This window comes from Brevundimonas sp. ABV4_179 (assembly GCF_056311945.1).
Genome location: NZ_CM149976.1, coordinates 3,281,952 through 3,306,164, shown reverse-complemented (window position 1 = coordinate 3,306,164; position 24,213 = coordinate 3,281,952). Strand labels below are relative to the sequence as shown.

At 65.9% G+C, this 24,213-nt stretch carries 25 protein-coding genes; 12 read left to right on the top strand and 13 right to left on the bottom strand.

Annotated elements, in window-relative coordinates; translation table 11 throughout:
- Nucleotides 1-15 precede the first annotated feature (15 nt).
- The 3 genes from ACYX4P_RS16245 to ACYX4P_RS16235 all read left to right on the top strand — a co-directional run bounded on the left by ACYX4P_RS16245 (nucleotide 16) and on the right by ACYX4P_RS16235 (nucleotide 1,994).
- The gene (locus ACYX4P_RS16245) at nucleotides 16-240 is read left to right on the top strand and encodes a hypothetical protein (protein WP_248118146.1); all 225 of its coding nucleotides are present in this window, start codon (nucleotides 16-18) and stop codon (nucleotides 238-240) included.
- Nucleotides 241-346: 106 nt separating this feature from the next.
- Entirely contained in the window at nucleotides 347-958 is a 612-nt protein-coding gene (locus ACYX4P_RS16240; RefSeq protein WP_248118144.1) for a superoxide dismutase, read from the top strand.
- Nucleotides 959-1,046: 88 nt separating this feature from the next.
- Nucleotides 1,047-1,994, top strand: coding sequence for an MBL fold metallo-hydrolase (locus ACYX4P_RS16235; RefSeq protein ID WP_248118142.1), 948 nt, complete (start codon nucleotides 1,047-1,049; stop codon nucleotides 1,992-1,994).
- A 3-nt stretch (nucleotides 1,995-1,997) separates the two neighbouring features.
- Here the strand turns inward: ACYX4P_RS16235 and ACYX4P_RS16230 are convergent, their stop codons facing one another.
- Nucleotides 1,998-2,219 (bottom strand): hypothetical protein, encoded by a 222-nt coding sequence (locus ACYX4P_RS16230; RefSeq protein ID WP_248118141.1) that lies wholly within the window; start codon nucleotides 2,217-2,219, stop codon nucleotides 1,998-2,000.
- A 255-nt stretch (nucleotides 2,220-2,474) separates the two neighbouring features.
- Between ACYX4P_RS16230 and rpsD the strand changes: the two genes are divergently transcribed.
- The 3 genes from rpsD (at nucleotide 2,475) to ACYX4P_RS16215 (ending at nucleotide 6,072) form a co-directional block, all read left to right on the top strand.
- A complete protein-coding gene (rpsD, locus tag ACYX4P_RS16225) occupies nucleotides 2,475-3,092 on the top strand; it encodes a 30S ribosomal protein S4 (RefSeq protein ID WP_017504690.1) in 618 nt (205 codons plus the stop codon).
- A 132-nt stretch (nucleotides 3,093-3,224) separates the two neighbouring features.
- On the top strand, nucleotides 3,225-3,608 hold the full coding sequence (locus ACYX4P_RS16220) for a hypothetical protein (RefSeq protein WP_248118139.1): 384 nt from the start codon (nucleotides 3,225-3,227) through the stop codon (nucleotides 3,606-3,608).
- 100 nt (nucleotides 3,609-3,708) lie between these two features.
- Nucleotides 3,709-6,072, top strand: coding sequence for a bifunctional diguanylate cyclase/phosphodiesterase (locus tag ACYX4P_RS16215; RefSeq protein ID WP_248118138.1), 2,364 nt, complete (start codon nucleotides 3,709-3,711; stop codon nucleotides 6,070-6,072).
- Between the two features lie 16 nt (nucleotides 6,073-6,088).
- Here ACYX4P_RS16215 and ACYX4P_RS16210 read toward each other — a convergent pair whose 3' ends face one another.
- Nucleotides 6,089-7,192, bottom strand: a complete 1,104-nt coding sequence (locus tag ACYX4P_RS16210; RefSeq protein ID WP_248118136.1) for an oxidoreductase — start codon at nucleotides 7,190-7,192, stop codon at nucleotides 6,089-6,091.
- 276 nt (nucleotides 7,193-7,468) lie between these two features.
- On the opposite strand from ACYX4P_RS16210, the gene ACYX4P_RS16205 reads away from it, so the two are divergent.
- On the top strand, nucleotides 7,469-7,849 hold the full coding sequence (locus ACYX4P_RS16205) for a hypothetical protein (protein ID WP_292074822.1): 381 nt from the start codon (nucleotides 7,469-7,471) through the stop codon (nucleotides 7,847-7,849).
- 247 nt (nucleotides 7,850-8,096) lie between these two features.
- Here ACYX4P_RS16205 and ACYX4P_RS16200 read toward each other — a convergent pair whose 3' ends face one another.
- The 8 genes from ACYX4P_RS16200 to map form a co-directional block, all read right to left on the bottom strand.
- Nucleotides 8,097-8,531 carry an acyl-CoA thioesterase gene (locus tag ACYX4P_RS16200; RefSeq protein WP_248118131.1) on the bottom strand — a complete coding sequence of 145 codons (435 nt, stop codon included), beginning with the start codon at nucleotides 8,529-8,531 and terminating at the stop codon, nucleotides 8,097-8,099.
- On the bottom strand, nucleotides 8,531-8,884 hold the full coding sequence (gene grxD, locus ACYX4P_RS16195) for a Grx4 family monothiol glutaredoxin (protein ID WP_248118129.1): 354 nt from the start codon (nucleotides 8,882-8,884) through the stop codon (nucleotides 8,531-8,533). The genes ACYX4P_RS16200 and grxD overlap by 1 nt, the downstream gene beginning before the upstream one ends.
- A gap of 81 nt (nucleotides 8,885-8,965) precedes the next feature.
- Nucleotides 8,966-9,871, bottom strand: a complete 906-nt coding sequence (locus ACYX4P_RS16190) for an aldo/keto reductase (protein WP_248118128.1) — start codon at nucleotides 9,869-9,871, stop codon at nucleotides 8,966-8,968.
- 4 nt (nucleotides 9,872-9,875) lie between these two features.
- On the bottom strand, nucleotides 9,876-10,118 hold the full coding sequence (locus ACYX4P_RS16185; RefSeq protein ID WP_248118125.1) for a BolA/IbaG family iron-sulfur metabolism protein: 243 nt from the start codon (nucleotides 10,116-10,118) through the stop codon (nucleotides 9,876-9,878).
- A gap of 45 nt (nucleotides 10,119-10,163) precedes the next feature.
- Nucleotides 10,164-10,694 carry a GNAT family N-acetyltransferase gene (locus ACYX4P_RS16180; protein ID WP_248118123.1) on the bottom strand — a complete coding sequence of 177 codons (531 nt, stop codon included), beginning with the start codon at nucleotides 10,692-10,694 and terminating at the stop codon, nucleotides 10,164-10,166.
- Entirely contained in the window at nucleotides 10,691-11,443 is a 753-nt protein-coding gene (radC, locus tag ACYX4P_RS16175; RefSeq protein ID WP_374322550.1) for a RadC family protein, read from the bottom strand. The genes ACYX4P_RS16180 and radC overlap by 4 nt, the downstream gene beginning before the upstream one ends.
- Nucleotides 11,440-11,931: a hypothetical protein gene (locus tag ACYX4P_RS16170; protein WP_248120495.1), complete on the bottom strand. Its 492-nt coding sequence runs from the start codon at nucleotides 11,929-11,931 to the stop codon at nucleotides 11,440-11,442. The genes radC and ACYX4P_RS16170 overlap by 4 nt, the downstream gene beginning before the upstream one ends.
- Nucleotides 11,932-12,245: 314 nt before the next feature.
- Nucleotides 12,246-13,064 carry a type I methionyl aminopeptidase gene (gene map, locus ACYX4P_RS16165; RefSeq protein WP_248120493.1) on the bottom strand — a complete coding sequence of 273 codons (819 nt, stop codon included), beginning with the start codon at nucleotides 13,062-13,064 and terminating at the stop codon, nucleotides 12,246-12,248.
- Between the two features lie 342 nt (nucleotides 13,065-13,406).
- On the opposite strand from map, the gene ACYX4P_RS16160 reads away from it, so the two are divergent.
- Nucleotides 13,407-14,759 (top strand): OmpP1/FadL family transporter, encoded by a 1,353-nt coding sequence (locus tag ACYX4P_RS16160; protein WP_248120491.1) that lies wholly within the window; start codon nucleotides 13,407-13,409, stop codon nucleotides 14,757-14,759.
- Nucleotides 14,760-14,873: 114 nt separating this feature from the next.
- Here ACYX4P_RS16160 and ACYX4P_RS16155 read toward each other — a convergent pair whose 3' ends face one another.
- A complete protein-coding gene (locus ACYX4P_RS16155) occupies nucleotides 14,874-16,421 on the bottom strand; it encodes a DEAD/DEAH box helicase (protein ID WP_248120489.1) in 1,548 nt (515 codons plus the stop codon).
- Between the two features lie 234 nt (nucleotides 16,422-16,655).
- A complete protein-coding gene (locus tag ACYX4P_RS16150; protein WP_248120488.1) occupies nucleotides 16,656-17,225 on the bottom strand; it encodes a hypothetical protein in 570 nt (189 codons plus the stop codon).
- A gap of 172 nt (nucleotides 17,226-17,397) precedes the next feature.
- Here ACYX4P_RS16150 and ACYX4P_RS16145 point away from each other — a divergent pair, with 172 nt between their 5' ends.
- Nucleotides 17,398-18,168, top strand: a complete 771-nt coding sequence (locus tag ACYX4P_RS16145) for a hypothetical protein (protein WP_248120486.1) — start codon at nucleotides 17,398-17,400, stop codon at nucleotides 18,166-18,168.
- A gap of 358 nt (nucleotides 18,169-18,526) precedes the next feature.
- Nucleotides 18,527-19,957, top strand: coding sequence for a hypothetical protein (locus ACYX4P_RS16140; protein WP_292046102.1), 1,431 nt, complete (start codon nucleotides 18,527-18,529; stop codon nucleotides 19,955-19,957).
- Nucleotides 19,958-20,187: 230 nt separating this feature from the next.
- On the opposite strand, the gene uvrB is transcribed toward ACYX4P_RS16140, so the two are convergent.
- Nucleotides 20,188-22,530, bottom strand: a complete 2,343-nt coding sequence (uvrB, locus tag ACYX4P_RS16135) for an excinuclease ABC subunit UvrB (protein ID WP_248120483.1) — start codon at nucleotides 22,528-22,530, stop codon at nucleotides 20,188-20,190.
- Nucleotides 22,531-22,674: 144 nt separating this feature from the next.
- Between uvrB and ACYX4P_RS16130 the strand changes: the two genes are divergently transcribed.
- A complete protein-coding gene (locus ACYX4P_RS16130; protein WP_248120481.1) occupies nucleotides 22,675-23,010 on the top strand; it encodes a PadR family transcriptional regulator in 336 nt (111 codons plus the stop codon).
- 26 nt (nucleotides 23,011-23,036) lie between these two features.
- Nucleotides 23,037-24,170: an HAAS signaling domain-containing protein gene (locus ACYX4P_RS16125; RefSeq protein WP_476070015.1), complete on the top strand. Its 1,134-nt coding sequence runs from the start codon at nucleotides 23,037-23,039 to the stop codon at nucleotides 24,168-24,170.
- The last annotated feature ends 43 nt before the right edge of the window (nucleotides 24,171-24,213 follow it).

Sequence of the window (24,213 nt, the reverse complement as noted above, 5' to 3'; positions counted from 1 at the left end):
TGCTAGAGGGGCGGCATGAACGCTCTCGACGCCTACGAACCGATGTTTTCCGCCCTGTGCCGCGAGGTGGGCTTCTGCCTGCACGAAAAGGGTCAGAAGCGTGTGATCGAGGCTTTGCCCAAGGGTCTGGACGCCGCCGTGCGCGCGGTCTTCGCGGCCGAGGGCGTGGATGAACCCAATGCGCCGGGCGATCTGAAGCGGGCCGTGCGCGACTGTCTGAAGGCGAACTTGCCAGCTTGACCTTTAGGGACCGATAAGTCGGAACGAATCCGGGCTTTGTCGCTTGGGTTTCACGAACGGGCGCCTATGTGTCGCCCATCAAGACTGTCGGAAAAAGGAGCTCTCCATGGCCTTCACCCTGCCCCCGCTGCCCTACGCCTATGACGCGCTGGAGCCGGCCATCGACAAGGAGACGATGACCTTCCACCACGACAAGCACCACCAGACCTATGTCGACAATCTGAACAAGGCCGTCGACGCCGACGCCAGCCTGCAGGGCAAGTCGCTGGAGGAAATCTTCACCAGCATCTCCACCGCGCCCAAGGCCGTTCGCAACAACGGCGGCGGCCACTGGAACCACAGCCTGTTCTGGGAACTGCTGGCCCCCGCCGATCAGGCTGGCGAACCGTCGGCTGACCTCGCCGCCGCCATCGACGCCGATCTGGGCGGGATGGACAAGTTCAAGGAAGACTTCAACGCCGCCGGCGCCGCCCAATTCGGCTCCGGCTGGGCCTGGCTGATCGTTCAGGACGGCAAGCTGAAGATCACCTCGACCCCGAACCAGGACAACCCGCTGATGGACGTCGTGGACGAACGCGGCGAGGTCATCCTGGGCGCGGACGTCTGGGAACACGCCTACTATCTGAAATATCAGAACCGCCGCGCAGACTATCTGAAGTCGTTCTGGACGGTGGTGAACTGGAACAAGGTCAACGAACTGTACGCCGCCGCCAAGTAAAGCCGGCCCCAGATCGAGACATGACGACGCCTGCCGGAACCTCCGGCGGGCGTTTTCGATTCATCTCATTCCAACGGAGACGAATGCGATGCGGATGATGATGACGGGGGCGGCCCTGGCCTGCCTGACCCTGGCGGCCTGCCAGCAGCCGGCCGGCGAGCAGAAGGCCGGCGATCCCGCCCCGCCCAACCCGACCCAGACGGTCGCGGCCCCGGCGGAGAAGCCGGTCTATCGCTTCAAGATCGGGGGGCTGGACGCCATCGCCCTGTTCGACGGCCAGAACCCCGTGCCGAACGACAACAAGGTGTTCGGCGTCGGCCTGACGCCCCAGGCGGTGGCCGCCCCCTTGACCGCCGCCGGCCAGCCGGCCGATCCCATCACGCTCGAAATCCATCCGCTGCTGGTCAGAAACGGCGCCCGGACGATGCTGTTCGACACCGGCCTGGGTCAGGGCAAGGGCCAGTTGATGCAGAGCCTGCGCACCGCTGGCGTCGATCCGTCCGCCATCACCGATGTCCTGATCTCGCATGGTCACCCTGACCACGTCGGCGGTCTGGTCGCGAACGGCGCCCTGGCCTTCCCCAACGCCGCCATTCGGATGTCGCAGGCGGAATGGGCCTCTCTGCGCGCCAATACCGAGATGGCCGATCTTGTGCGGATCATCACGCCCAAGGTCCAGGCTTTCAACCCCGGCGGGGAGGTGGCGCCCGGCGTCACGGCCCAGGACACGGCCGGCCACACGCCGGGCCATGTCGCCTATCTGATCGCCGATGCTCAGAACCAACTGCTCTATACCGGCGACCTGATGCATCACTGGATTCTGTCGGTGGAACATCCCGATTGGAAGGTCGGCTATGACGACGATCAGGCGGCGGGCGAGAAGGCGCGGCTGGACGAGGTGACGGCGTTGCGCAACTCCGGCGCCCACATCTACGCCTATCACTTCCCGTTCCCGGGCCTGGGCAAGATCGCCACGCGCGAGGGCCGGGCCATGTTTATCTCGGAAGCCCAATCGACCCAGTCGGCTTCCAAATAGGCCTCAGACCAGCAGGTCCACGCCGGGCGGCATCAGATCCTGCATCCGCTCGGCGTGGTGGCGGCGCACCATGCGGCGCTGGCGCAGCATCTCATGGATGCCGTCGGCCAGCTCCAGCAGCTGACCATCCGACAGCGGTTCGACCAGGTCGACCAGTTGTCGTTTCAGCGCCTCGACCGCCTGTTCGGAGAGGCCGGTCTGGAAGCTCTTGTCTTCGCGATGCATTCGACTCCTCCTTGTTCGGGTGCAGGGCTCGGTTGCGTCATCAGACAGAAGGCGGAGGATCGCGCCTTCGTTCCCGTCCATCGTGCTTAACGGCCCGCGCGCCTTGACTCTGTGGGCGCGTCTGGCCATAAGCGCCGCCTTCCACGTCCGACGGTTCGCCGCCGGGCGCGGTCATGACGGAAGATGCGTGGACCGCCGTTGAGATCGCATTCCCAATCCAGGGATGCCGGGCCGCATCGTCGAAAAGAGAATAGAATGTCCAAGCGCCACAGCGCCAAGTACAAGATCGACCGGGCCATGGGTGAAAACCTGTGGGGCCGCTCCAAGTCGCCGGTCAACAAGCGTTCCTACGGCCCCGGTCAGCACGGTCAGCGTCGCAAATCCAAGGTTTCCGACTTCGGCCTGCAACTGAAGGCCAAGCAGAAGCTGAAGGGCTACTACGGCAACATCACCGAGAAGCAGTTCGCCAAGACCTATGACGAGGCCGCTCGCCGCAAGGGCAACACCTCGGAAAACCTGATCGGCCTGCTGGAATCGCGCCTGGACGCCATCGTCTATCGCGCCAAGTTCGTGCCCACCGTCTGGGCCGCCCGTCAGTTCGTCAGCCACGGCCACGTCCTGGTCAATGGCAAGAAGGTCGATATCGCCTCCTACCGCGTGAAGCCGGAAGACGTCGTCACCGTGAAGGAAAAGTCGCGCAACATGGCGCTGGTGCTGGAAGCCCAGCAGTCGTCGGAACGTGACGTGCCGGACTATCTGGAACTGTCGGATCGTTCGTTCTCGGTCCGTTACGTTCGCGTGCCGGAACTGTCGGACGTGCCTTACGCCGTGAAGATGGAACCGAACCTGGTCGTCGAATACTACGCCTCGTAAGTCGCGTTTCGACCGTTTGAGTTGGAAGGGCCCCGGATTCGTCCGGGGCCCTTCGTCTTTCGCCCTGTTCCCTTCACGGGCGAACAGGCGCACTCTACGCCATCGGGCCTGGAGATCTGGGGAGGTCGTCGGTTGAGCGGCTCCATCATCGCACGCATCGTCCTATGCGCCGTCGCCGCCAGCGCTGCGGTCCTGTCCGGCTGCGCCACGACCGAACCCACCGTCTCGACGCGCGGCATGCCAGGCGAACTGGAGCCGATCCACGCCGCGACCTTCACCAAGGACGAAGCCATCTTCTGGGTCAGCTCCAACGGCTGCACCAAGAAGGACGATCTGATCCCCATCGTCAGTCTGCAGGGCGGACAGGCGGTCATCACCCTGCGTCGCATCGACGAGGACAAATGCCGCCAGGACTTGGTCCAGGGGGTCGAGCTGAAATGGTCGTTTCAGGAACTGGGCCTGACGCCCGGCGCGCCGGTCAGCGTCAACAACCCCTACCAGCTTCCACGCTCCTGACCGCCCCGCGCGAAGGGTTTCGTTAAGCCTGTTCGGGCGCGTCTGGTTAAAACTCGTGCGCTAATCAGCCGGGCTGTTTCCTTCCCGGTTCTTGGCTTTCATGCGTTTCCTCACCTGCCTGACCGACGACCATAACCTTTGGCTGGTCGGGCTCGCCGCCGCCCTGTGTCTGATCGGGTCGATCATCACCTTCCGTCTGTTCCGCCGTCTGCGCGCGGCCGAGAAGGGCACCCGTCTGGCCTGGAGCTTCATGGGCGCCGTGGCGACCGGGGCGACCATCTGGTGCACCCATTTCGTGGCCATGATCGCCTATGAGCCCGGCGCGACCGTCAACTACGAACCGCTGCTGACCGGCCTGTCGCTGGGCGTGGCCATGCTGGGCAGCGGCTTGGCCCTTTGGGTCGCCTCGCGCGCCATGCGCGGGTCCGCCGAACTGGGCGGCGTGCTGTTCGGCCTGACGGTGGTGGCGATGCATTATACGGGCATGGCCGGCTTCGCCACGGACGCGATCATCCACTGGTCTGCGATCTATGTCGCCGCCTCCGTCGCCGGGGCGCTGATCTTCGGCGGTTTGGCCTTCCACCTGGCCCGGCGTCCGGGCAAGGCGGCGCCGGTCGTGCTGATGGTTCTGGGCATTGTGGCCCTGCACTTCACCGGAATGGCGGCCATGACAGTGATCCCCCTGGCGCCGATCATTGACGCCTCCGCCGCCGACAACGCCAATGTGGTCCTGGCCTTCGCCGTCGCGGCCGTGGGGCTGATGATGCTGGGCACGGGCGTCGCCACCTATGCTCTGGACCTGCAGTTTCGCGTCCAGGCCAAGGCGCGTCTGGAACAGCTGCTGGAGGGCAGCGTCGACGGCATGGTGGTCGAACAGGACGGACTGATCCTCGCCGCCAACGCCGCCTTCGCCAATCTGGTCGGCGTCGATCACGACACGCTGGTCGGCGAGCCGCTGGCGCGGTGGATGACCGATCTGGCCCATCTTCAGGTCGGCTGCCTGACCCAGTCGCGTCTGGTCGGCCCGGCTGGGGCAGAAATTCCGGTGGAGATCGCCGCCCGTCGCGACGGCGGCCGCGCGGTCGAAAGCGACATCATGATCTATGCGGTGCGCGATCTCCGCACCCGCCTGGCGCAGGAGCGTCGCATCGCCCATCTGGCGCGCAACGACGGCCTGACCGGCCTGCCCAACCGCTCGTCCTTCCTGGAGTGGCTGACGCGCCAGACGTCCGACCCGATCGCCGCGACCAAGGTGGCCCTTCTGGCCATGGACATGGATCGCTTCAAGGAGGTCAACGATGTCCACGGCCACGCCGCCGGCGACCAACTGCTGATCCGGGTGGCCGAGCGGATGCGCGCCGCCCTGCGCCCCGGCGAGTTCGTGGCCCGTCTGGGCGGGGACGAGTTCGTCGCCGTCGTGCCGGTCCAGCATCGCGAGGATGCGCTGGACCTGGCCGGACGCCTGCGCGTCGCCGTCACCACGCCCGTCGTTCTCGATCACGCCGAGGTCTCCTGCGGTCTCAGCGTCGGCATCGCCGTGTGGCCCGACGACGCCGACAATACTTCGACCCTGATCAATGACGCCGACCTGGCCATGTACCGGGCCAAGGCTTCGCTGGGCACGGACGTCTGCTTCTATGAAGAGGAGATGGACGAGGCCGTCCGCATCCGCCGGCGCATGGCCCAGCAGATGCGCGAGGCCCTGGACCAAGGCCAATTCAGCCTGAACTGGCAGATTCAGGCCGCCGTCGATACCGGCGCGATCACCGGCTATGAGGTCTTGCTGCGCTGGGTCCAGCCCGACGGGACCTTCATCTCGCCGGGCGACTTCATTCCCCTGGCCGAGGAAAACGGCCTGATCCTGCCGATCGGGGAATGGGTGTTGCGCACCGCCTGCGCCGAGGCGGCGCTCTGGCCCGAACCGCACAAGATCGCCGTCAATCTGTCGCCGGTCCAACTGGGTCACGTCGATCTGCCGCGCCTGGTGCATCAGGTTCTGATCGAGACCGGCCTTTCGCCGTCGCGGCTGGAGCTGGAGATCACCGAAACGGCCATGATCACCGACATGGAGCGCACGACCCACGTTCTGCGCCAGCTGAAGCTGCTGGGCGTCTCCATCGCCATGGACGATTTCGGCACCGGCTATTCGTCGCTGTCGACCCTGCGCGCCTTCCCGTTCGACAAGATCAAGCTGGATCGCTCCTTCATGTCCGAACTGGACGGCGGGCCGGAATCCGCCGCCATCATCCGCGCCGTCCTGGCCCTGGGCGAAAGCCTGCACATCCCGGTCTTGGCCGAGGGGGTTGAGACGCTGGATCAGCTCAGCTTCCTGCGCGACCAGGGCTGTGACGAGGTGCAGGGCTATCTGTTGGGACGGCCGCAGAAGACGGCCGACGCCGAAATCCAGCCCGCCGCCCGGGTGCTGTGGGACGACAAGCCGCCGACGGTCGCTGCGGCGGCCTGACGAAGAGCAACACGCGCTAGACGCTTCGGCCGTATCCCGGCCACGTCGTGTTGCCGGCCCGCGCATACTGTTCCGGCAGCCGCTCCTCCTCGCCCAGAGCGACGGCGGCGTGGTGCGCCCAGTGCGGGTCGTCCAGCGCGGCCCGCGCAATGGCGATCAGGTCCGCCTGGCCCGACGCCACGATGTCCTCGGCCTGTTTCGGGTCGAAGATCATGCCCACCGCCATGACCGCCGCGTGGGGCGCCGCCGCCTTCACTGCCGCTGCGAAAGACAACTGATACCCCGGCTGGTCGCCGGGAATGGCCGCCCGCGCGACATTGCCGCCCGACGTCAGGTGCAGATAATCATAGCCCATGTCGTGCAGCGCCCGGCCGAAGGCCGTCACCTCGTCCAGCGCCACACCGCCCTCGACCCAGTCCGAGCCGTTGAACCGCGCGCCCAGCGCCTTTTCCGTGGGCCAGGCGTCGCGCAGGGCCTGGGCGACCCGCAGCGGAAAGCGCGCTCGGTTCGCGGCCGAGCCGCCGAAGGCGTTGGTCCGCTGGTTGGAGATCGGCGACAGAAATTCGCTCAACAGATAGCCGTGGGCGGCGTGCAATTCGACCAGGTCGAACCCGGCGCGTTCGGCCCGCCGCGCCGCCGCCACGAAGGCCGCGATCACGCGATCCATGTCCGCCTCGCTCATCTCGGTCGGCGTGTGCCAGTCGGCCTTGAACGGCAGGGCCGAGGGGCCGAACGTCTCCCAGGCGCCATCGTCCGCCGCCAGCGCCCCGCCGCCCTTCCACGGCGCGCTGGTCGAGGCCTTACGGCCCGCATGGCCCAGCTGGACGCCGATGGGCGTGTCGCTGTAGGTCCGCACGCCCGCTATGATCGCAGCGAAGGCGGCCGCCTGTTCGTCGTTCCACAGGCCGGTGTCGTCGGGCGTGATGCGGCCCGCCGCCTCCACCCCCGTCGCCTCGACGATGACCAGCCCTGCGCCGGAAATGGCCAGCCGCCCCAGGTGCTGCACGTGCCACGGCTGGGGCACGCCCTCGACGGCCGAATATTGGCACATGGGCGCGATCACCACGCGGTTCTTCAAGGTCAGCGGGCCCACGGCGTGGGGCGAAAACAGCAGGCTCATGACAAGGCGTCCGATGGGGGAGGGGAGGCTATTCAACGAGGTCCGCAGGGGACCGGTTCAACCGGCGCCTTTCGGATTGTTCATCCAGCTTGCCGATAATTCACGTGTGCCGATGCGACCCGCGCGGCACAAAGGGTCAAGCTTTCAAAGGGGAACCCAAATGCTTCGTCTCGCTCTCGCCATCGCCATCGCCGCGCCTCTGCTGTCGGGCTGCATCATCGTCTCGACTGAAAAGCCGACCACGCGCGTCATCACCGCCCCGGCTGCGGGCCAGTAATGCGGGGCGTGGTCAAGGGTCTGGCGGCGGCGCTCCTGGCCGCCCCCCTGTTGGGCGCCTGCGTCATCTATGACAGCACCGCGGGCGAGAACGTCTCGGTCAACGTCACCCGCAACGACGCCCCGCCCGCCGAAGCCATCCGCGAGGCCCGTTTCGCCGACGGCGCCCTGGTCGTGCGCGTCGATTCCAACGGCTGCACACAGGCCTCGGACTTCGAGGTGGCGGTGGCGGACAACAATCCGGTCGAGATCACCCTGCGCCGCACCAAACAGGACCTGTGCAAGGCCCTGGTCCCCGACGGTGCCGAGCTGCGCTGGACCTACGCCGACCTCGGCCTGGAGGCCGGCGCGCCCGCCCGCATCCTCAATCCGTTGAAGTAACGGCCGGAGCCAATCGGCATTCAGTGGGCCGAAATCTTTGATCGTCATTCCGGGTTCGTCCTACGGACGCCCCGGAATAACGGCGTGGAGCTGAAGGTCGCTTGAGCCTAGAGCCCATCCAGCCTCGTCATCCTCGCCCGTGTGGCGAGGATCCTTACTCCTGGTATGTCCAGGGCGTGCGCTGACGTCGGACAGCGCGATTATCGATCCCAGGCGCAGGGCCTAGGATGACGCATCATTGGCGAGGTCAGCCTGCCGCCGCCTCGAACACGCTCAGCATCTCTGGCGGAATGCGCTGGGGCCTCAGGGTCCTGGCGTCCACCAGAACCCATTCGGTCACGCCCTGGGCGCAGACGCGGCCCTGGTCGTCCTCGATACGGACATAGCGGTTGAAGCGCGGCCCTTGCGGCTCTCCGACCCAGGTGCGGGCCACGACGCCGATCGCGCCTGGCTCGATGCCGCGCAGATAGTCGATCTCGTGCCGGGTCGCGACCCACGACCATTTCGCCCGCGTCGTCTCATCGAACCGCGCATTCCAGTGGGCCGTGCCCGCGTCCTGCAGCCAGCCGACATAGACCACGTTGTTGACATGGCCGTTGGCGTCGATGTGCTCGGGCCGCACGTCCAGAGGCACGACGAAGACCTCCCGGTCCCCGCGCGGGGTCAGGGTCTTTTTGGCCATCAGGCCTCGCCGAGCGGAACGCCCTTCTCGACCATCAGGGCCTGAAGTTCGCCGGCTTGGAACATCTCGCGGATGATGTCCGATCCGCCCACGAACTCGCCCTTCACATACAGCTGGGGGATGGTGGGCCAGTCGGTGAAGCTCTTGATGCCCTCGCGCAGGGCCTCGTCCTGCAGGACGTCCACGCCGACGAAGGCGGCGCCGACATGATCCAGGATCTGCACAGCCAGGGACGAGAAGCCGCAGCGCGGCTGGTCGGGCGTGCCCTTCATGAACAGCACCACGTCGTGCTGGGCGACGGTGTCGCCGATGAAGGCGTGGACGGGATCGGCGGCTTGAACGGTGTCGGTCACGGGGTGGGCCTTTCGTGAAGCCCGTCAGCTAGGGAGCGCGAGGGGCGCGGTCAAGGCGTGCGCGACGATCCGTCGTGTCTATCAGGCGGCGTTCGCCACGACGCGCGCCATTTCGATCTGGGCGGCCAGGCCCGGCGGCATGTCGCGCTCGGGCGCGGCGGCCAGCACCGCCAGCCGGTCCGTGTCGGTCGGCCCCACGACCACGCTGGACACCGACGGATCGGTCAGGACGTAGGACAGGCAGATGGCCTCGGCCGTCCAATTCGGGGTCCGGTACAGAAAACCGAAGGCGTCCTTCTTGGGCGTGTCCGCGGGTCGTTTGCCGCCGCCCAGGCCGAACAGCCCCTTCTTGAACACCGGGGCGTCCGGTTCGCGGGTCCGCCGGTCGATGTAGAAGTCGTAGGCGAAGACGGCCATGTCCTGTTCGCGCGCCGAGCGGATGCGGTTGCGGATCGGCCAGCCGGCGTTGATGTCGAACGGCGTCAGCAGGGCGTCGAATGCGCCGGTCGAGACATAGGCGTCCATCACCGGCCCACCCCCGGCGATCCCCAACAGGCGGATGCGCCCGGTCTTGCGCAGCGCCTTCAGCGCCGCCAGCGACGACTGCGCCAGCTCCGTCTCGCCGGGCTCGTGCAGCACGGCCATGTCGATCCAGCCCAGGCCCGAGAAGTGCAGCACCCGGTCTATGGCGCCGGTCATCCCCTCGGCCGAGAAGTCGCGAGCGCCCGCATCGCCCGGTCCCTCGCCGGCGCCCAAGGTCACGCTGACATAGACCAGCTTGCGGTCCACGTGCGACAGGGCCTGGCCCAGCACCTCGGCCGCCACCGGGTCTGCCGTCTCCAGCCGATAGCTGTTGATCCCCGCCTCCAGCGCCGAATACAGCAGGTCCAGCCCGGCCTCGCGCCCGCGCGCCAGCGCCGCCGCCCCGAAGCTGAGCGTCAGGTTCGAGATGGCGGAGCCGGAAACGCCGAACGGGCGATAGCGCATGACCCTACCCCTCCTGGACCGGGGCAGAGGTCTCCAGCGCCAGGGCGTGCAGTTCGCCGCCCATCTGACCCTTCAGCGCCGCATAGACCAGCTGGTGCTGACGCACGCGCGGCACGCCGGAAAAGGCGCTGGACACGATGCGGGCGCGGTAATGGTCGCCGTCGCCGGCCAGATCCTCGATGGCGATCTCGGCGTCGGGAAAGGCCTCGACCAGATGCTGGCGCAGCGTTTCGACGGACATGGGCATGGGCGAGACTCTCGGAGCTTTCCCCGCCAGCGTGACCGATAAACCTTAATGGCTGACTACGGGGCGGCGGCGTTCGAACAGCCGCACGGCATGGTCGCTGTAGGTCGTCTCGGCATAGGGCCGATAGCCGAGACGGGCGGCCAGTTTCAACGAGGCCAGGTTGTCCGGCGATATCATGCAGACGGTGCGCTGGACGCCCAGAACATTTTCCGCCCAGTCCAAGGCGGCGCCCAGAGCCTCGGCGGCATAGCCACGGCCCTGAAACGCCGGGTCCAGCCCCCAGCCCAGCTCCGGCGCATCCAAGGCGGGCGTCATCTGGCGGCGATAGTTCAGCACCCCAATGCTGCCCAGATAGGCGCCGCCATCCTTCAACCGGATCGACCAGTTGCCGTGACCCAGGGCGGACCAATGCCCGATGTCGCGCAGCAGCCGGAACCAGACCTCTTCATCCGAAAGGGCGCGGCCCATGAGAAAGCGGGTGAAGTCCAGGTTCTTCCACAGGGCGGCGATGTCGGTGAAGTCATCCGGCCCGGCGGGGGTCAGGACCAGGCGTTCCGTCGTCAGCGTCGTCGTCACATCAACCCCAGTTGCTTCAAACTGGCCACCCCGTCGCGGCCGACGACCAGATGGTCGTGCACCTCGACGTTAAGGGCGCGGCCGGCCTGCACAACCTGTTTCGTCATTTCCACGTCGGCGCGGCTGGGGGTCGGATCGCCCGACGGATGATTGTGCACCAGGATCAGCGCGCTGGCCGACAGCTCCAGCGCGCGGCGCACCACCTCGCGCGGATAGACGGGCGCATGATCTACCGTGCCCCGGTTCTGCACCTCGTCCAGGATCAACTGGTTCTTCTTGTCCAGATACAGCACCCGGAACTGCTCGCGGGGCTCATGCTGCAGGGCGACCCGCACATAGGCCAGAAGCGCCGTCCATGACGAGATGACCGCACGTTTCGCCGCCGGTTCGCGCGCGATCCTGCGCGTCACGTCAAAGATCAGCTGCAGGTCCAGCGCCACCGCCCGTGTCGCCTTGCCGGGCACATAGCCCATCGACCGCGCGACCTGATCCTCCACCGCCTCGTGGCTGGCCGCCCCGATCCCCTCCAGCCCGCCGAACCGCGCCAGCAGGTCCTTGGCCAGCGGTTTGACGTCCTTGTAGGGCACGCTTCGGAACAGCAGCAGCTCCAACAGCTCATAGTCGGGCAGGGCGCCTAATCCCCCCTTGGCCGCCCGCTCGCGCAGCCGGTCGCGATGGCCGCTGTGGCGGGGCTTGGGCTTGGCCGTGCCGGCGTCTGGCTGCGACGGCTGCAAGGCTTCGTCCGTCATCGCTGCACCGTCTGTTCTGGACCGAACTCCAGTCCGGCCGGCCACCTCGGCCACACCGGCTCAGACGAGCGTCCGTTCGGCGGTGGCGATTGGTCGTGGTGGCTCAGGAACCGCGTGCCGTCCATCCGTTCGGCCGCCAGCCCCACCCGACCCTCGGCGTCTGCGAAGATGCTGACGACCTGCCACTTCGGCTTTTGCTGTTCGAGCATATTGCCGCCGCCCGGCGCCCCGCGGTTCAGATAGGCGCCGCCACGGACTTTCAGATTACAGGCGGGCGCGTCATCGGAGTAGTTGACGCAATGGGTCAGCGGCGCGTCCGGGCCCGACCACCAACAACTGAAGGTCGCCTTGGTCTGCAGCGGAACGCAGCGCTGAACTTCGGGCGAGACGTTCGCAGAAACCGTCATCGCGGGCTTCGGCGGCGTCCGGTCGGCCACACACCCCGACATCACGGCCGAAAGGCCGACGACGACATAGGCCCCCTTCATGTCAGACTCCAGATTGCGCTTCGGCAGCCTAGCGTCGCTGTTCTGCGGTGCGCAACCTTCGCTGGATCGATCGGTCGACGTGGCTGGGTGCAGCGAGAGAACGCCAACTCTTTCGTCGCCGCACAAGCGACACTCACTAGACCCCCGTCATTCCGAGGCGTCCGAAGGACGAACCCGGAACCCAGGAGGCGTGCATCTGGCGTCGAACGCATCCGACGATGTGACTGTAGTCCTGGATTCCAGGTTCTTCGCTTCGCTCAGCCCCGGAATGACGGGTTGGCAAGAGCGGCCGAACGAACCCCGCTCGCTCGCTATCAGTTCGGCCGGAACAGGCCCTTGGGCGAGGCCGTGAAGATCTCCAGCCCGTCTTCGGTCACGCCGATGGTGTGTTCGCACTGGGCCGACAGGGACTTGTCGCGGGTCACGGCGGTCCAACCGTCGGACAGCACCTTCACCTGCGGCTTGCCCAGATTCACCATCGGCTCGACGGTGAAGAACATGCCGGCCTTCAGCACGGCGCCGTCGCCCTTGCGGCCGTAGTGCAGGACGTTGGGGCTGTCGTGGAACACCCGGCCGATGCCGTGGCCGCAGAAGTCTCGCACCACGCTCATGCGCTGGGCCTCGACGAACTTCTGGATGGCGAAGCCGATGTCGCCGAACGTATTGCCCGGCTTGACCTGCGCCAGGCCCAGCTCCAGCGATTCATAGGTGACGTCGATCAGGCGCTTGGCGCGGGCGTTGATCTCGCCCACCGCATACATCCGGCTGGAATCGCCGTGCCAGCCGTCGACGATGACGGTGTGGTCGATGTTGACGATGTCGCCGTCCTTCAGAACCTTGTCGCCGGGGATGCCGTGGCAAACGACGTGGTTGATCGAGGTGCAGACCGTCTTCTCATAGCCCTTGTATCCCAGGCAGGCGGGCAGGCCGCCGTGGTCCAGGGTGAACTCGCGCACCAGATCGTCGATCTCCCCGGTCGTGACGCCCGGCTTCACATGGGCTGAGACCATGTCCAGGGCCTCGGCGACCAGCCGGCCGGCCTTGCGCATCCCCTCGAAATCTTCAGGGCTGTGGATGCGGATGGCGCTGGAGCGGACCAGGACGTCGGTTTCCAGTTCGGGCGTTTCGTACATGGGCTTCGATCAGGCTTGATGGCGGGGCGCGCCGCAGATGGCCCTTATATCACGGATGCACAAGGCGATCTTGGGGCGACAGGGCTGGGCAAGGAAATCCGGCGGAACAGAGTTCCACGCGCCTTACCCTGCGTAAGTCGGTGATTCCACGACGGCTTCTTGCCGCAACGGAACCTCGCGCGGGTGTGATCGTGTGCAGCTTTGATGACACAGTTTCGCCCGGATCGGAGCAGAGAGCGGCCATGCGTGCAACGCTTTCTGGTCGAAAGCGCTGCGGCAACGTCTCTCCCCCGACACCCCACCGCCGCGTTTGATGGCGGGGGCTGCACTTAGGAATGGTACATGACCTCCAGGACTCTCGCCCGCGCGGGCGGCATCGCCCTGACCACCGCGCTTCTGGCCGGCGTCGCCGCGCCCGCCATGGCCGGTTCGTTCTATGTTCAGGAACAATCGACGCGGGGCCAGGGCCGCGCCAACGCCGGCGTCGGCGCCGACAAGGGCGTCCAGTCGCTGTGGTGGAACCCCGCCGCCATCGCCGGCACCCAGCGCGAAGTCTATACGGGCATGCACGGCCTGATCCTGGACTCCAGCGTCGACAACCGTGGTTCGACCCTGACCTACAATGTGCCCGTCGCCGGCGTCGGCGTGGTCAGCCGCACCTATCCGGTCAACGGCGATCCGCACGTCCATGACGTGGTCGAAAGCGGCATCGTGCCGAACTTCGCCATCTCGACCCCTATCGGTGATCGTTTCAACGTCGGTCTGGCCGTCCAGGCGCCCTACAACTTCACCACCAAATATCTGGCCGACGACTTCGCCCGCTACGACGCCCTGACCTCGGAACTGCGTTCCGCAAATGTCAGCCTGGTCGCCGCCGCCAAGGTCACCGACTGGCTGGACATCGGCGCCGGCTTCGACGCCCAATACGCCAAGGCCACCCTGTCCTCGGCTCTGCCGAACGCCCCGATCCCGGCCGTCCTGTCGCCCGCCTATGTCATTTCGCCGTCCACCGACGGTCGCAATCAGTTGGAAGGCGACGGCTGGAACTACGGCTGGAACGCCGGCGCCCAAATGCATTTCGGCAAGCTGGACCTGGGCCTGTCCTATCGTTCGGAAATCAAGCACGAGCTTGACGGCACGGTGAACATCTCGGGCCTGACCGGCGTCCTGGCCGGCGCCAACGTCTCGGCGGACGGCACGGCCAAGTTCACCACGCCGTGGTACGCCACCCTCTCGGCCCGCTACGCCGTGAACGACCGCCTGACCCTGAACGCCCAGGTCAACCAGATCGGCTGGAGCAAGTTCGACGCCATCCGCGTCAACTATGGCGCCACCGGCGCATCGACCATCGTTCAGGACTATGACGACGTCACCACCGGCGCGGTCGGTTTCGACTACAAGATCGACCCGACCATGACCTTCCGCGCGGGCGTGGGCTACGACCCGACCCCGACCCCGGACGATCACCGCACCGCCCGCATCCCGGACGGCGACCGCTGGCTCTACGCCGCCGGTCTGTCCAAGACGATGGGTTCGATGACCTTCGACGGCGCCGTGACCTACATCGACATCGACACCGCCGCGATCAACGACACGCGCGACGTCTATGGCAACGGTCTGGTCGTCTCGAACCTGCGGGGCGAGGCCAAGGGCAACGGCGTCGGCTTCTCGCTGGGCGCGACCTGGAACTTCTAAGGTCCGCATACGCCTGACATGAGAACGGCGGCTCCTGCGAAGGAGCCGCCGTTTTTTTTGCCGATCGCCGACCTGTCATCCTCGGCTCGAACCGAGGATGACGCAGGCTGGACGTCAGCCCTTGGCGGCCCCATAGCCCTTGCCGCCGTTCGACGGGCGGCGACGGGGACGACGCTTCATTTCACCCTCGGGACGCGGCTCGCTCTTGCGCGTATCGGCCGGGCGGGGTTCGCGCGGCGTGGTCTTTTCACCCGCCATCGGATTGTAGGTCTTCTCGGGACGCGCAGCCGCAGCCTCGCCGCCGCGATCGCCACGACGCTTGCGGTGGGGTTGGCCGCCGCCTTCCGGGCGCACGCCGTCGCGGTGCGGATTGCGGCGTCCGCGACCGCCACGGCCGCCTTCGTTGCGCTCGCCGCCTTCACGCTCGGGCAGGGTCGCCTTCTTGGCCACGCCGGCGGACATGATGGAGGCGTCCAGAGCCGCCAGCTGCTTGTCGTTGCGGCGGTCGGCGGCCGGGATCTTCTGGCGCGTGACCTTTTCGATGTCGCGCAGAAGCTTCATCTCGTCGCCGGCCACGAAGCTGACGGCGGTGCCGTCCTTGCCTGCCCGCGCCGTGCGGCCGATGCGGTGGACATAGGATTCCGGCACGTGCGGCAGTTCGAAGTTCACGACGTGCGAGACGCCGTCCACGTCGATGCCGCGCGCGGCGATGTCGGTGGCGACCAGAACGCGCAGCTTGCCCTTCTTGAAGGCTTCCAGCGTGCGCTCGCGCTGCGGCTGGGACTTGTTGCCGTGGATGGCCCCGGCCTCGACGCCGCCGGTCTCCAGATAGGCGGCGACCTTGTCGGCGCCGTGCTTGGTCTTGGTGAAGACCAGGCAGCGCTTGTATTCCGGGTCGCTGAACATCTCGGTCAGCAGGGCGCGCTTCTTGCCCTGTTCGATATAGACGACCGACTGGCTGATGCGCTGGACGGTGGTCGACTGCGGCGTGACCTGGACCTTGACCGGGTCTTTCAGCAGTTCGCCCGCCAGCTTGCCGATCTCCGACGGCATGGTGGCCGAGAAGAACAGGTTCTGGCGCTTGGCCGGAATGCGGCTGACGATCTGGCGGATCGGCTTGATGAAGCCCAGGTCCAGCATCTGGTCGGCCTCGTCCAGCACGAAGATTTCGGTCGAGGACAGGTCTAGGTTCTTCTGCTGGATATGGTCCAGCAGGCGGCCGGGCGCCGCGACCAGGATGTCCAGACCCTGTTGCAGGGCGCGTTCCTGGGCGCCGTATTTCACGCCGCCGAAGATCACCGCGACCCGGAAGCCCAGGTGGGCGCCGTAGGCCTTGAAGCTGTCGGCGATCTGGGTCGCCAGTTCGCGCGTGGGGCTCAGGATCAGGGCGCGCGTGGTGCGCGGCGCGGGCGGGGTGCGGTTCTCGGCCAGGCGGTGCAGGATCGGCAGGGCGAAGGCGGCGGTCTTGCCGGTGCCGGTCTGGGCGATGCCCAGCAGGTCCTTGCCGGCCATGACGTCGGGGATGGATTTCTCCTGGATCGGCGTGGGCTTGGTATAGCCGGTCGAGGCCAGAGCCTGGAGAAGGGCCTTGTTCAGGCCCATGGATTCGAAGGTGATGCTCACAGCAATGTCTTTCGCGTGCGGCAGGGCGCTTTCAGCCATGGCATGACGCCGTCGGGCCGCGCACCGCCAGTCCCGACGGAGCCTCGACATGAGGCCTGCGGGGTGGATCGGGCGCCGCCCCGCGTGTCCGGGCAGCGAATGAACTTGAGGAACCGGCGGCTGCTACAGTCAGGTCCGAAACGGACCCACACGCGCTGGAGACGCCGGAGATCGCGAGTGTGCGATGCGGCGCAAATGGGCGCTTATCGCCGATAAGTCAACCCGCCGCCCCGTTCAGGCCAGCCATCGCCGCGCCGCCTCTGGCAGGCCGTCGGGCAGGCCCAGCGCCTCGCGCCAAGCCTCGGGGTCCAGCCGCGCCATCTCCCGATCCAGCCAGGGCAGGGGTTTCAGCGTCCCGTCCGCGTCCCAGAACCGTTCGGCCCACGGCTGGTTCATCTCGATCGCCCGCGCCCGGTCCCGCGCCTCCGCCTCCGGCCCCAGGTGTTTGGCGCGCCAGTGATACAGCCACGGAATATGCCAGTCCGGCGCCGCGCTCAGCCGCTCGTCCTGCATCGCCTTCACCAGGCATTCGGCCAGCACCCGCGCCTCCTCCAGCCGCGCGTGAAAGTCGTCGCGCCGCGCCTGGATGTGGCGACACCAGCCTTCCGCCGGCTCCACCGGGGCGGCCGAGGCGGCCGGGTCGGGCCGCGTCCAGCCCTCGGCCTCGCGCCGCTTCCACAGGGCCGGCACCCCGACGTCATAGCGTTGCGCCACCGACCGGGCGGTTTCGCCGGCCTCCCACGCCTTGCGCGCCTCGGCCCAGACGGCGTCGGAGCGGATCTTGCGATGAATGCCCTGGCTCATGCCCGCCGTCGTCGCACGCCGTTGCGCCAAAGTCGGACGTAGGCGGCGCCGGCGGTGATTTAGGATGGCTGGCGCGTCTAACCTGACATCTCCACATATGGAAAATCAGGCATTTAGCCTCGAAATTCGGCAATCATCCGGCCTGAGGTAGGACTGCGCCCATACTGTCGGCATGACAAAACGCACCTACAAGATTCAACCGCCCCAGGTCTGGAACCGCATCCGCCAGGATTATCTGTCGGGTGATGACGCCCGGACTGTCGCCGATCGTCACGGCGTGACCGAGGCCGCCCTTCGCGCCCGCGCCACGCGCGAGGGCTGGTCCCGAAACCCCCGCAATGCGGCGGCGCCGCTTCTGGACGAGGGGTCTGCGGACGCCCTGCCGCTCCCGGCGATGGAGGCCCTGTCGGCGTCGGACGGCGATGTCCACGACCCCGCCGACCTGGCCCGCGCCGCCGCCCAGGCGTCCGGCCGCGCCCTGCACGCCCAGGACTTCCCCCAGGCCCGCGCCTTGGCGGCTTTAGCCGAGACCTATCGCAAGCTGGCCGACGGCGACGGGCGCGGACGCGCCGCCCGCCTGACGCTCAAGACCGCGCCCCTGCAACTGGTCTTCGACATCCTGACCAACCCGGACGAGGCCGAGCGTCGCTTCGCCATGAACACCAGCGACAAGAGCGACTGGGAACTGCGCGGCCACTACTGGCGGGAAAAGCAGAAGCTGGAGCGCGTCAACAATGAATGGGGCCACGCCCAACTGGCCCGCCGCGTCCAGCTGGAACGCCGCATCGCCGCGCTTGAGGCCCAGTTGCGCGAAGCCGGCCTCGACCCCGTCATCGAGCGCGAACGCGACCGCCGCATCTCCCAGGGCCTCGACCTCTACGTCGGCCGCCCGCGCGGGGTCATCTCGATGGAGGAATGGGACAAGACGCTGGATGAGCTGTGAAGCCCGATCCTTCTCCCCTTGCGGGAGAAGGTGGATTTCTAGGTCACTATTTCAGCTAGCGAATTTCGAGACAAGTGGAGCCGCCCAGGAGGGAACCATCGCGCCAACTGCGCGGGTATCACGTGGACGGATGAGGATAACCCCGCCATCTTTTAGGCCGGGTTCCGCTCGCGGTGCCTCGGCCCATGAGCGGCTATTCTGGATTTCTTCAAGGTGGCGATTTGCTCTTAGGCTTGGGGCCGAAAGCGGACGTGGCCCGCCAGATCGGAAAGCGTCGCCGTTGACGTGAGCCAAGGGTGGATTGCAAGCTAGTCAATGCCTAAGCTCGAGTATCAGTGATCAACCTACCAGAATGAGCATGAGCCGGAAGCTACAATCACCGAAGCTGTTCTCGGCGCATTTCGATATTGATCCAGCCGAACTCGACATGGCGGGCCTATTCGACCCGATCCTCAATTGCGACACGCCGCTTTTCGTCGACCCGCTTCTGTTGAGAACCAGTTCGAACGAAGTCGCCAGCGGCGAATGTTACGATCAACTCCGCGCGCGGTTCGCCAACGTGGTTCGTCTCCTTGATGCCTCGCAAAATCCGGGTGATCCCGCGTGGAAAGCGGCGGAGCGCCAACTCGATCTTTCCGAGCGCCCCGAAACCTGCCTCGGCTTTGGTGGCGGCTCGATTCGCGGCAGCTCTCGGCCCGAGGCGCTGCGGACGACAATCCTCAAGACCACCAAGGAAATCGTCAGGCTCGGGGAGAATGACCCGGAGATCATCTCTCTCATGGGGATGTTCGAAGATGGCGTGGGACCGGATACCATCAGCGATCTCACGACGACTGCGATTTCCAAGGGGCTCGCTAAGCTCACGAGTGAATTCGCCGTCGCCCACGGCATTACCGTCAAAAACTTCCCGCAGTTCTTCGGAATGCCGCTGCCAAGCAATCCGTACCGGCCCAACACGCCAGTACTGCTTGTCCCGAGCGATGTACTGCGTGATTTACCGCTTGCCACAGATTGGAGTGACGTTTCGGAGGTGGCATTCCAAAACCAGCTTATCCGCGACGCCTTCAACAGCTTTGTCGGTGACATCAGCAAGGCCACTGTCTCCGACAAGAAGCACGCTATCAAGCGCGCAGCGATGTTGTCATTAGAGAATTTCCGCGCCCTGCTCGAAGCCGTTCTGAGTGGCAGCACCAACTACGATCCTAATGAAGATATTCTCGGCTTTTACGCTTTCAGAAAGGTCCTCAGCGGAAACCTCGATGCCTTCCGGGGGGGAATCGCGCCGCCCCGCACAAAATCCAAAGAAGAGATTGTCCGGATTGTCGGCGAGATCATCGTCCATTTTCGCCGCTTGGTGGAGGAGAACAATAATTGGGAGTTGCTTTGGAGCAACGGTCGGCCGCGCAAAGAGCGCGCAGCTCAGCTCCTCTTTTTCGCCGTATCCGACGCATATTGCCAAGCCAACAACGTGGACATCAGCCCGGAAATGAACCCCGGCGGTGGGCCTGTCGATTTCAAGTTTTCATCTGGCTACGCCAACCGCGTTCTAGTCGAAGTCAAACGGTCCATGGGTGCGGTTAAGCATGGGTACGAGAAGCAACTTGAAGTGTACAAAGCTGCCTCCAATACCGATGCCGCATATTTTTTGGTGATCGAGTTTGGCGACAATTGGGATGCGAAGCTCCAGGCGATCACCGACCTCCGCAACGCGGCGGTGATAGCAAACGAACCAGCTTCTCTTATCGAGATCGTGGACGCGTCCCAGCGGACTTCGGCGAGTAAGCGTTAGCTTCGGCTTCTCTGCGTCTTAAGTCAGCAATATTCACGCCTAGGTCGCAGAGTTATTGATCTGGGTGCGAATGATGGACTCAATAACCTCCCAGCGATCGTGAGTAATCTAACGCGCCTCTGAGCGCGCCTGCTGATGGTCAGCGCACATATTCGCGATCTGGGCAAAGGTCAGGTTGAACATCCGACCTCGCTCCGCTCGGCCAGCTTCTCCCCCTAGGGAAGAGAGGTTTAGAGTCGCCCCTTCCTGAACCGCTCCTGCGCTTCCGCCGCCGCCTCCTTGCGCCATTTCTTCGGGGCTGACCGGTCCACCTCTTCGCCCGCGCCGGTCAGGGCTTCGTTGGCGAACTCCAGGTCCATCAGCTTCATGCGCTTGATCTCGTCGCGCAGGCGGGCGGCTTCTTCGAACTCCAGGTTGGAGGCGGCCTCGCGCATGCGGCCTTCCAGATCGCGCAGGGCGGCCTGGAAGTTGGAGCCGACGAAGGGTTTGGAAGCCTCAGCCACGCCCGGCTTGGTCAGGCGGTCCAGGTCGCGCGACTCATAGGGGCTGTCCAGGATTTCCTTGATGTCGCGCTTGACGCTTTCGGGCGTGATGCCGTGTTCGGCGTTATAGGCCTGTTGCCGTTCCCGGCGGCGGTCGGTCTCGGCGATGGCGCGCTCCATACTGCCGGTCATGCGGTCGGCGTACAGAATGACGCGGCCGTCCACATTGCGGGCGGCGCGGCCGATGGTCTGGATCAATGAGGTCTCCGAGCGGAGGAAGCCCTCCTTGTCCGCGTCCAGAATGGCGACCAGGCCGCACTCGGGGATGTCCAGCCCCTCGCGCAGCAGGTTGATGCCGATCAGGCAGTCGAACGAGCCCAGGCGCAGGTCGCGCAGGATCTCGATCCGCTCCAGCGTGTCGACGTCGGAGTGCATGTAGCGGACGCGGATGCCCTGCTCATGCATATATTCGGTCAGGTCCTCGGCCATCTTCTTGGTCAGGGTGGTGACCAGGCTGCGATAGCCGCGCGCCGTGGTGGCCTTGACCTCGTCGATGACGTCGTCGACCTGGTTGCGGGTCTTGCCGGAGACGGGGCGGATCTCGACCGGCGGGTCGATCAGGCCGGTGGGGCGGATGACCTGTTCCACGAAGACGCCGCCCGCGCGCTCCATCTCCCACGGGCCGGGGGTGGCGCTGACGTGCACCGTCTGGGGCCGCATGGCGTCCCATTCCTCGAACTTCAGCGGGCGGTTGTCGATGCACGACGGCAGGCGGAAGCCGTATTCCGCCAGCGTCGACTTGCGGCGGTAGTCGCCCCGGAACATGCCGTTGATCTGGCCGATGGTGACGTGGCTCTCGTCCACGAACAGCAGGGCGTTGTCGGGGATGTATTCGAAGAAGGTCGGCGGCGGCTCGCCCGGCGCGCGGCCGGTCAGCCAGCGGGAATAGTTCTCGATGCCGGCGCAGGAGCCGGTGGCCTCCATCATCTCCAGGTCGAAGCGAGTGCGTTGCTCCAGGCGTTGCGCCTCCAGCAGCTTGCCGTTCTCGACCATCCAGTCCAGCGTCTCCTTCAGCTCCGCCTTGATGCCGTTGGTCGCCTGGTTCAGCGTGGGGCGCGGGGTGACATAGTGGCTGGCGGCGTAGACGGTGATCTCGGTCAGGTCGGCGGTCTTCTTGCCGGTCAGGGGATCGAACTCCTGGATCGCCTCCAGCTCGTCCCCGAACAGGCTGATGCGCCACGCCCGATCCTCCAGGTGGACGGGGAAGATCTCGATCACGTCGCCGCGTTTCCTGAACATGCCCCGATCGAAGTTCAGGTCGTTGCGCTTGTATTGCAGCGCGATCAGGTCGGCGCGCAGCTTGGCCTCGTCGATCTGATCCCCGACCTTCAGCGTGAAGGTCATGGCGGTATAGGTCTCGACCGACCCGATGCCGTAGATGCAACTGACCGACGCCACCACGATCACATCGTCCCGCTCCAGTATCGCCCGCGTCGCCGAGTGGCGCATCCGGTCGATCTGCTCGTTTATGCTTGAGTCCTTCTCAATGTACGTGTCTGTGCGCGGAACATAGGCTTCAGGCTGGTAGTAATCGTAGTAGCTTACAAAGTATTCAACGGCATTGTCGGGAAAGAAAGCCTTGAATTCGGAATAGAGTTGCGCCGCCAGCGTCTTGTTCGGGGCCAGGATCAGGGCCGGGCGCTGGGTCTGTTCAATGACCTTGGCCATGGTGAAGGTCTTGCCTGAGCCGGTGACGCCCAGCAGCACCTGATCCCGGTCGCCGGCGTCCGCCTGGGCCACCAGTTCGGCGATGGCGGCGGGCTGGTCCCCTGCAGGGGTGTATTTGGTCTCCAGCCGGAACCTGCCGCCTTTCTTGGTCCCTTCGCGCGAGGGACGGTGCGGCACCCAGTCGGCGGGGGCGGCGACCGGCTCCTCCGGCGTCAGGCGCGGGCCGGTGACCGGGGCGAACATCGGCATCTTGCCTGTATCGCGGATGAAGGCGGCCGACGCCTCCTGCACGCCAGGGTTTGGCACGTGGACGGGTTTGGCGGGCTTGGCGGCGGCGGGCTTCGGCGTCGAAGAACGGTTCATGAACAGAACTTAGTGCGTGAGGGCGTATCTCGCCATAGCGCGCCGCAGGGCGGGCGGTTTCGCCTCAAGGCCGACTTGACTCTGTCGTACAGTATGTCCCATACACTGTGTGTCACACACTATGTGACGCACGGAGGCTTGAGATTGAGCCAGAATGAAGAGGCGCTGCTATTCGAGAGCCTGCGTCTGGAACTGCGGCGGGGGTCGCTTATCCTGGCCGTGCTGGCCAGCCTGAGGCGCGAGCAATACGGCTATTCGCTGCGGGTTTCTCTCGGCGAGGCGGGGATCGAGATGGAGGAAAGCACCCTCTATCCGCTGCTGCGCCGGCTGGAGAGCCAGGGGCTGCTGGACAGCGAATGGCGAGAGGAAGAACGGCGCAAGAAGCGGTTCTATCGCCTGTCGACGCGCGGCGAGACGATGCTGAAACGACTGGCGGTGGAATGGCGGGGTCTTTCGGCCTCGCTGGAGGCGATGCTGTGAAAAACGGGACTGAAGGAGGGGCCGATATGGACCTGGTGGAACGCTATCTGAACGCCTTGGCGGCGCAACTGCCCAAGGCCGTTCGCGAGGACATCGTCGCCGAACTGCGCGACGAGATCATAGGACGGTTGGAGGCGCTAGAGGCCCGTCTGGGGCGGCCGGCGACGGACGACGAGGTCGAGGGGCTGTTGCGCGAGGTCGGTCATCCGCTGAGCGTCGCCGCGCGCTATCGTCCAGGGCCGCAGGCGCTGATCGGGCCGACACTTTATCCGTGGTGGCTGTTCGGGGCCAAGGTCGGGCTGGTGGTCATGGCGGGCTTCACCCTGGTCGGGCTGGCGGTGCGGGTGCTGGTCGGCGACATCTATGTGGGGCAGGCCGTCGGTCAGGCCTTCGCCAGCCTGTTCAGCGGTGCCGTCACCGTGGTCGGCCTTCTGACCATCGCCGGATTCATTCTGGAGCGGCAGGAGAAGAAGCCGGACTTCATCGCCCAATGGCGGGTCAAGGATTTGGGCGTGTTCGAACTGGGCCGCGACTTCGACGCCGAACGCTGGACCAGCGACCGGATCGCCAGGGGCGAGTGGTTCAGTAGGGGGCGCGAACGCCCATCGAAATCGGGCCGTGAAGTGCGCAAGGGCGCCCAGATGTCGCCGGTCGCCCGCGCGGCGGCCAGCGCCATCGGCTGGTCGGTCATACTGTTGTGGTGGACCGGCCTGTTGCAGATCCGTCCGATCCAGCCCGAGGAATGGGCCGGCGTGGTCGACGGCGTGAACTACGGCCGTATTCTGGGTCAGATGTTCGCCGTCGCATACTGGCCGGTCATCCTGTTCGCCGTGTGCCGGATCGGGTTCGATCTGATGCGGGTGATCGCGGGCGCGAACGCGCGCCTGACAGCGGCCGGCGATATCCTGTTCGGCCTGGCCGCGGCCTGGGGCGTGCTGTGGATCTGGTTCTGGTCGGCCTTATCGCCGGTGATATGGGTTGGGACGGCGACGGCCTTCTTCGAACGAATCCGCATTCTCATCGACCGCTCCGGCGGGCAAGAGGCCAGTCTGGCGACCATATTGATGGTGGTCGTGGTCTGGGCCTTTGCGGTGGAAGTGGCCCGTATCGTGCGGGCGGGAGCGCGCCTGGCGGCCGGGGCCGACAAAAAGGCCGCTTGACGTCGTGTAACCTATAGGTGATATGTAACCTGAAGGTGACTTG

Bases quoted from the DNA above. Each gene is read 5' to 3' on its own strand.
- ACYX4P_RS16245 (WP_248118146.1), top strand. From the start codon at position 16: ATGAACGCTCTCGACGCCTACGAACCGATGTTTTCCGCCCTGTGCCGC.
- ACYX4P_RS16240 (WP_248118144.1), top strand. From the start codon at position 347: ATGGCCTTCACCCTGCCCCCGCTGCCCTACGCCTATGACGCGCTGGAG.
- ACYX4P_RS16235 (WP_248118142.1), top strand. From the start codon at position 1,047: ATGCGGATGATGATGACGGGGGCGGCCCTGGCCTGCCTGACCCTGGCG.
- ACYX4P_RS16230 (WP_248118141.1), bottom strand. From the start codon at position 2,219: ATGCATCGCGAAGACAAGAGCTTCCAGACCGGCCTCTCCGAACAGGCG.
- rpsD (WP_017504690.1), top strand. From the start codon at position 2,475: ATGTCCAAGCGCCACAGCGCCAAGTACAAGATCGACCGGGCCATGGGT.
- ACYX4P_RS16215 (WP_248118138.1), top strand. From the start codon at position 3,709: ATGCGTTTCCTCACCTGCCTGACCGACGACCATAACCTTTGGCTGGTC.
- ACYX4P_RS16210 (WP_248118136.1), bottom strand. From the start codon at position 7,192: ATGAGCCTGCTGTTTTCGCCCCACGCCGTGGGCCCGCTGACCTTGAAG.
- ACYX4P_RS16205 (WP_292074822.1), top strand. From the start codon at position 7,469: ATGCGGGGCGTGGTCAAGGGTCTGGCGGCGGCGCTCCTGGCCGCCCCC.
- ACYX4P_RS16200 (WP_248118131.1), bottom strand. From the start codon at position 8,531: ATGGCCAAAAAGACCCTGACCCCGCGCGGGGACCGGGAGGTCTTCGTC.
- ACYX4P_RS16190 (WP_248118128.1), bottom strand. From the start codon at position 9,871: ATGCGCTATCGCCCGTTCGGCGTTTCCGGCTCCGCCATCTCGAACCTG.
- ACYX4P_RS16185 (WP_248118125.1), bottom strand. From the start codon at position 10,118: ATGCCCATGTCCGTCGAAACGCTGCGCCAGCATCTGGTCGAGGCCTTT.
- radC (WP_374322550.1), bottom strand. From the start codon at position 11,443: ATGACGGACGAAGCCTTGCAGCCGTCGCAGCCAGACGCCGGCACGGCC.
- ACYX4P_RS16170 (WP_248120495.1), bottom strand. From the start codon at position 11,931: ATGAAGGGGGCCTATGTCGTCGTCGGCCTTTCGGCCGTGATGTCGGGG.
- map (WP_248120493.1), bottom strand. From the start codon at position 13,064: ATGTACGAAACGCCCGAACTGGAAACCGACGTCCTGGTCCGCTCCAGC.
- ACYX4P_RS16160 (WP_248120491.1), top strand. From the start codon at position 13,407: ATGACCTCCAGGACTCTCGCCCGCGCGGGCGGCATCGCCCTGACCACC.
- ACYX4P_RS16155 (WP_248120489.1), bottom strand. From the start codon at position 16,421: ATGGCTGAAAGCGCCCTGCCGCACGCGAAAGACATTGCTGTGAGCATC.
- ACYX4P_RS16150 (WP_248120488.1), bottom strand. From the start codon at position 17,225: ATGAGCCAGGGCATTCATCGCAAGATCCGCTCCGACGCCGTCTGGGCC.
- ACYX4P_RS16145 (WP_248120486.1), top strand. From the start codon at position 17,398: ATGACAAAACGCACCTACAAGATTCAACCGCCCCAGGTCTGGAACCGC.
- ACYX4P_RS16140 (WP_292046102.1), top strand. From the start codon at position 18,527: ATGAGCCGGAAGCTACAATCACCGAAGCTGTTCTCGGCGCATTTCGAT.
- uvrB (WP_248120483.1), bottom strand. From the start codon at position 22,530: ATGAACCGTTCTTCGACGCCGAAGCCCGCCGCCGCCAAGCCCGCCAAA.
- ACYX4P_RS16125 (WP_476070015.1), top strand. From the start codon at position 23,037: ATGGACCTGGTGGAACGCTATCTGAACGCCTTGGCGGCGCAACTGCCC.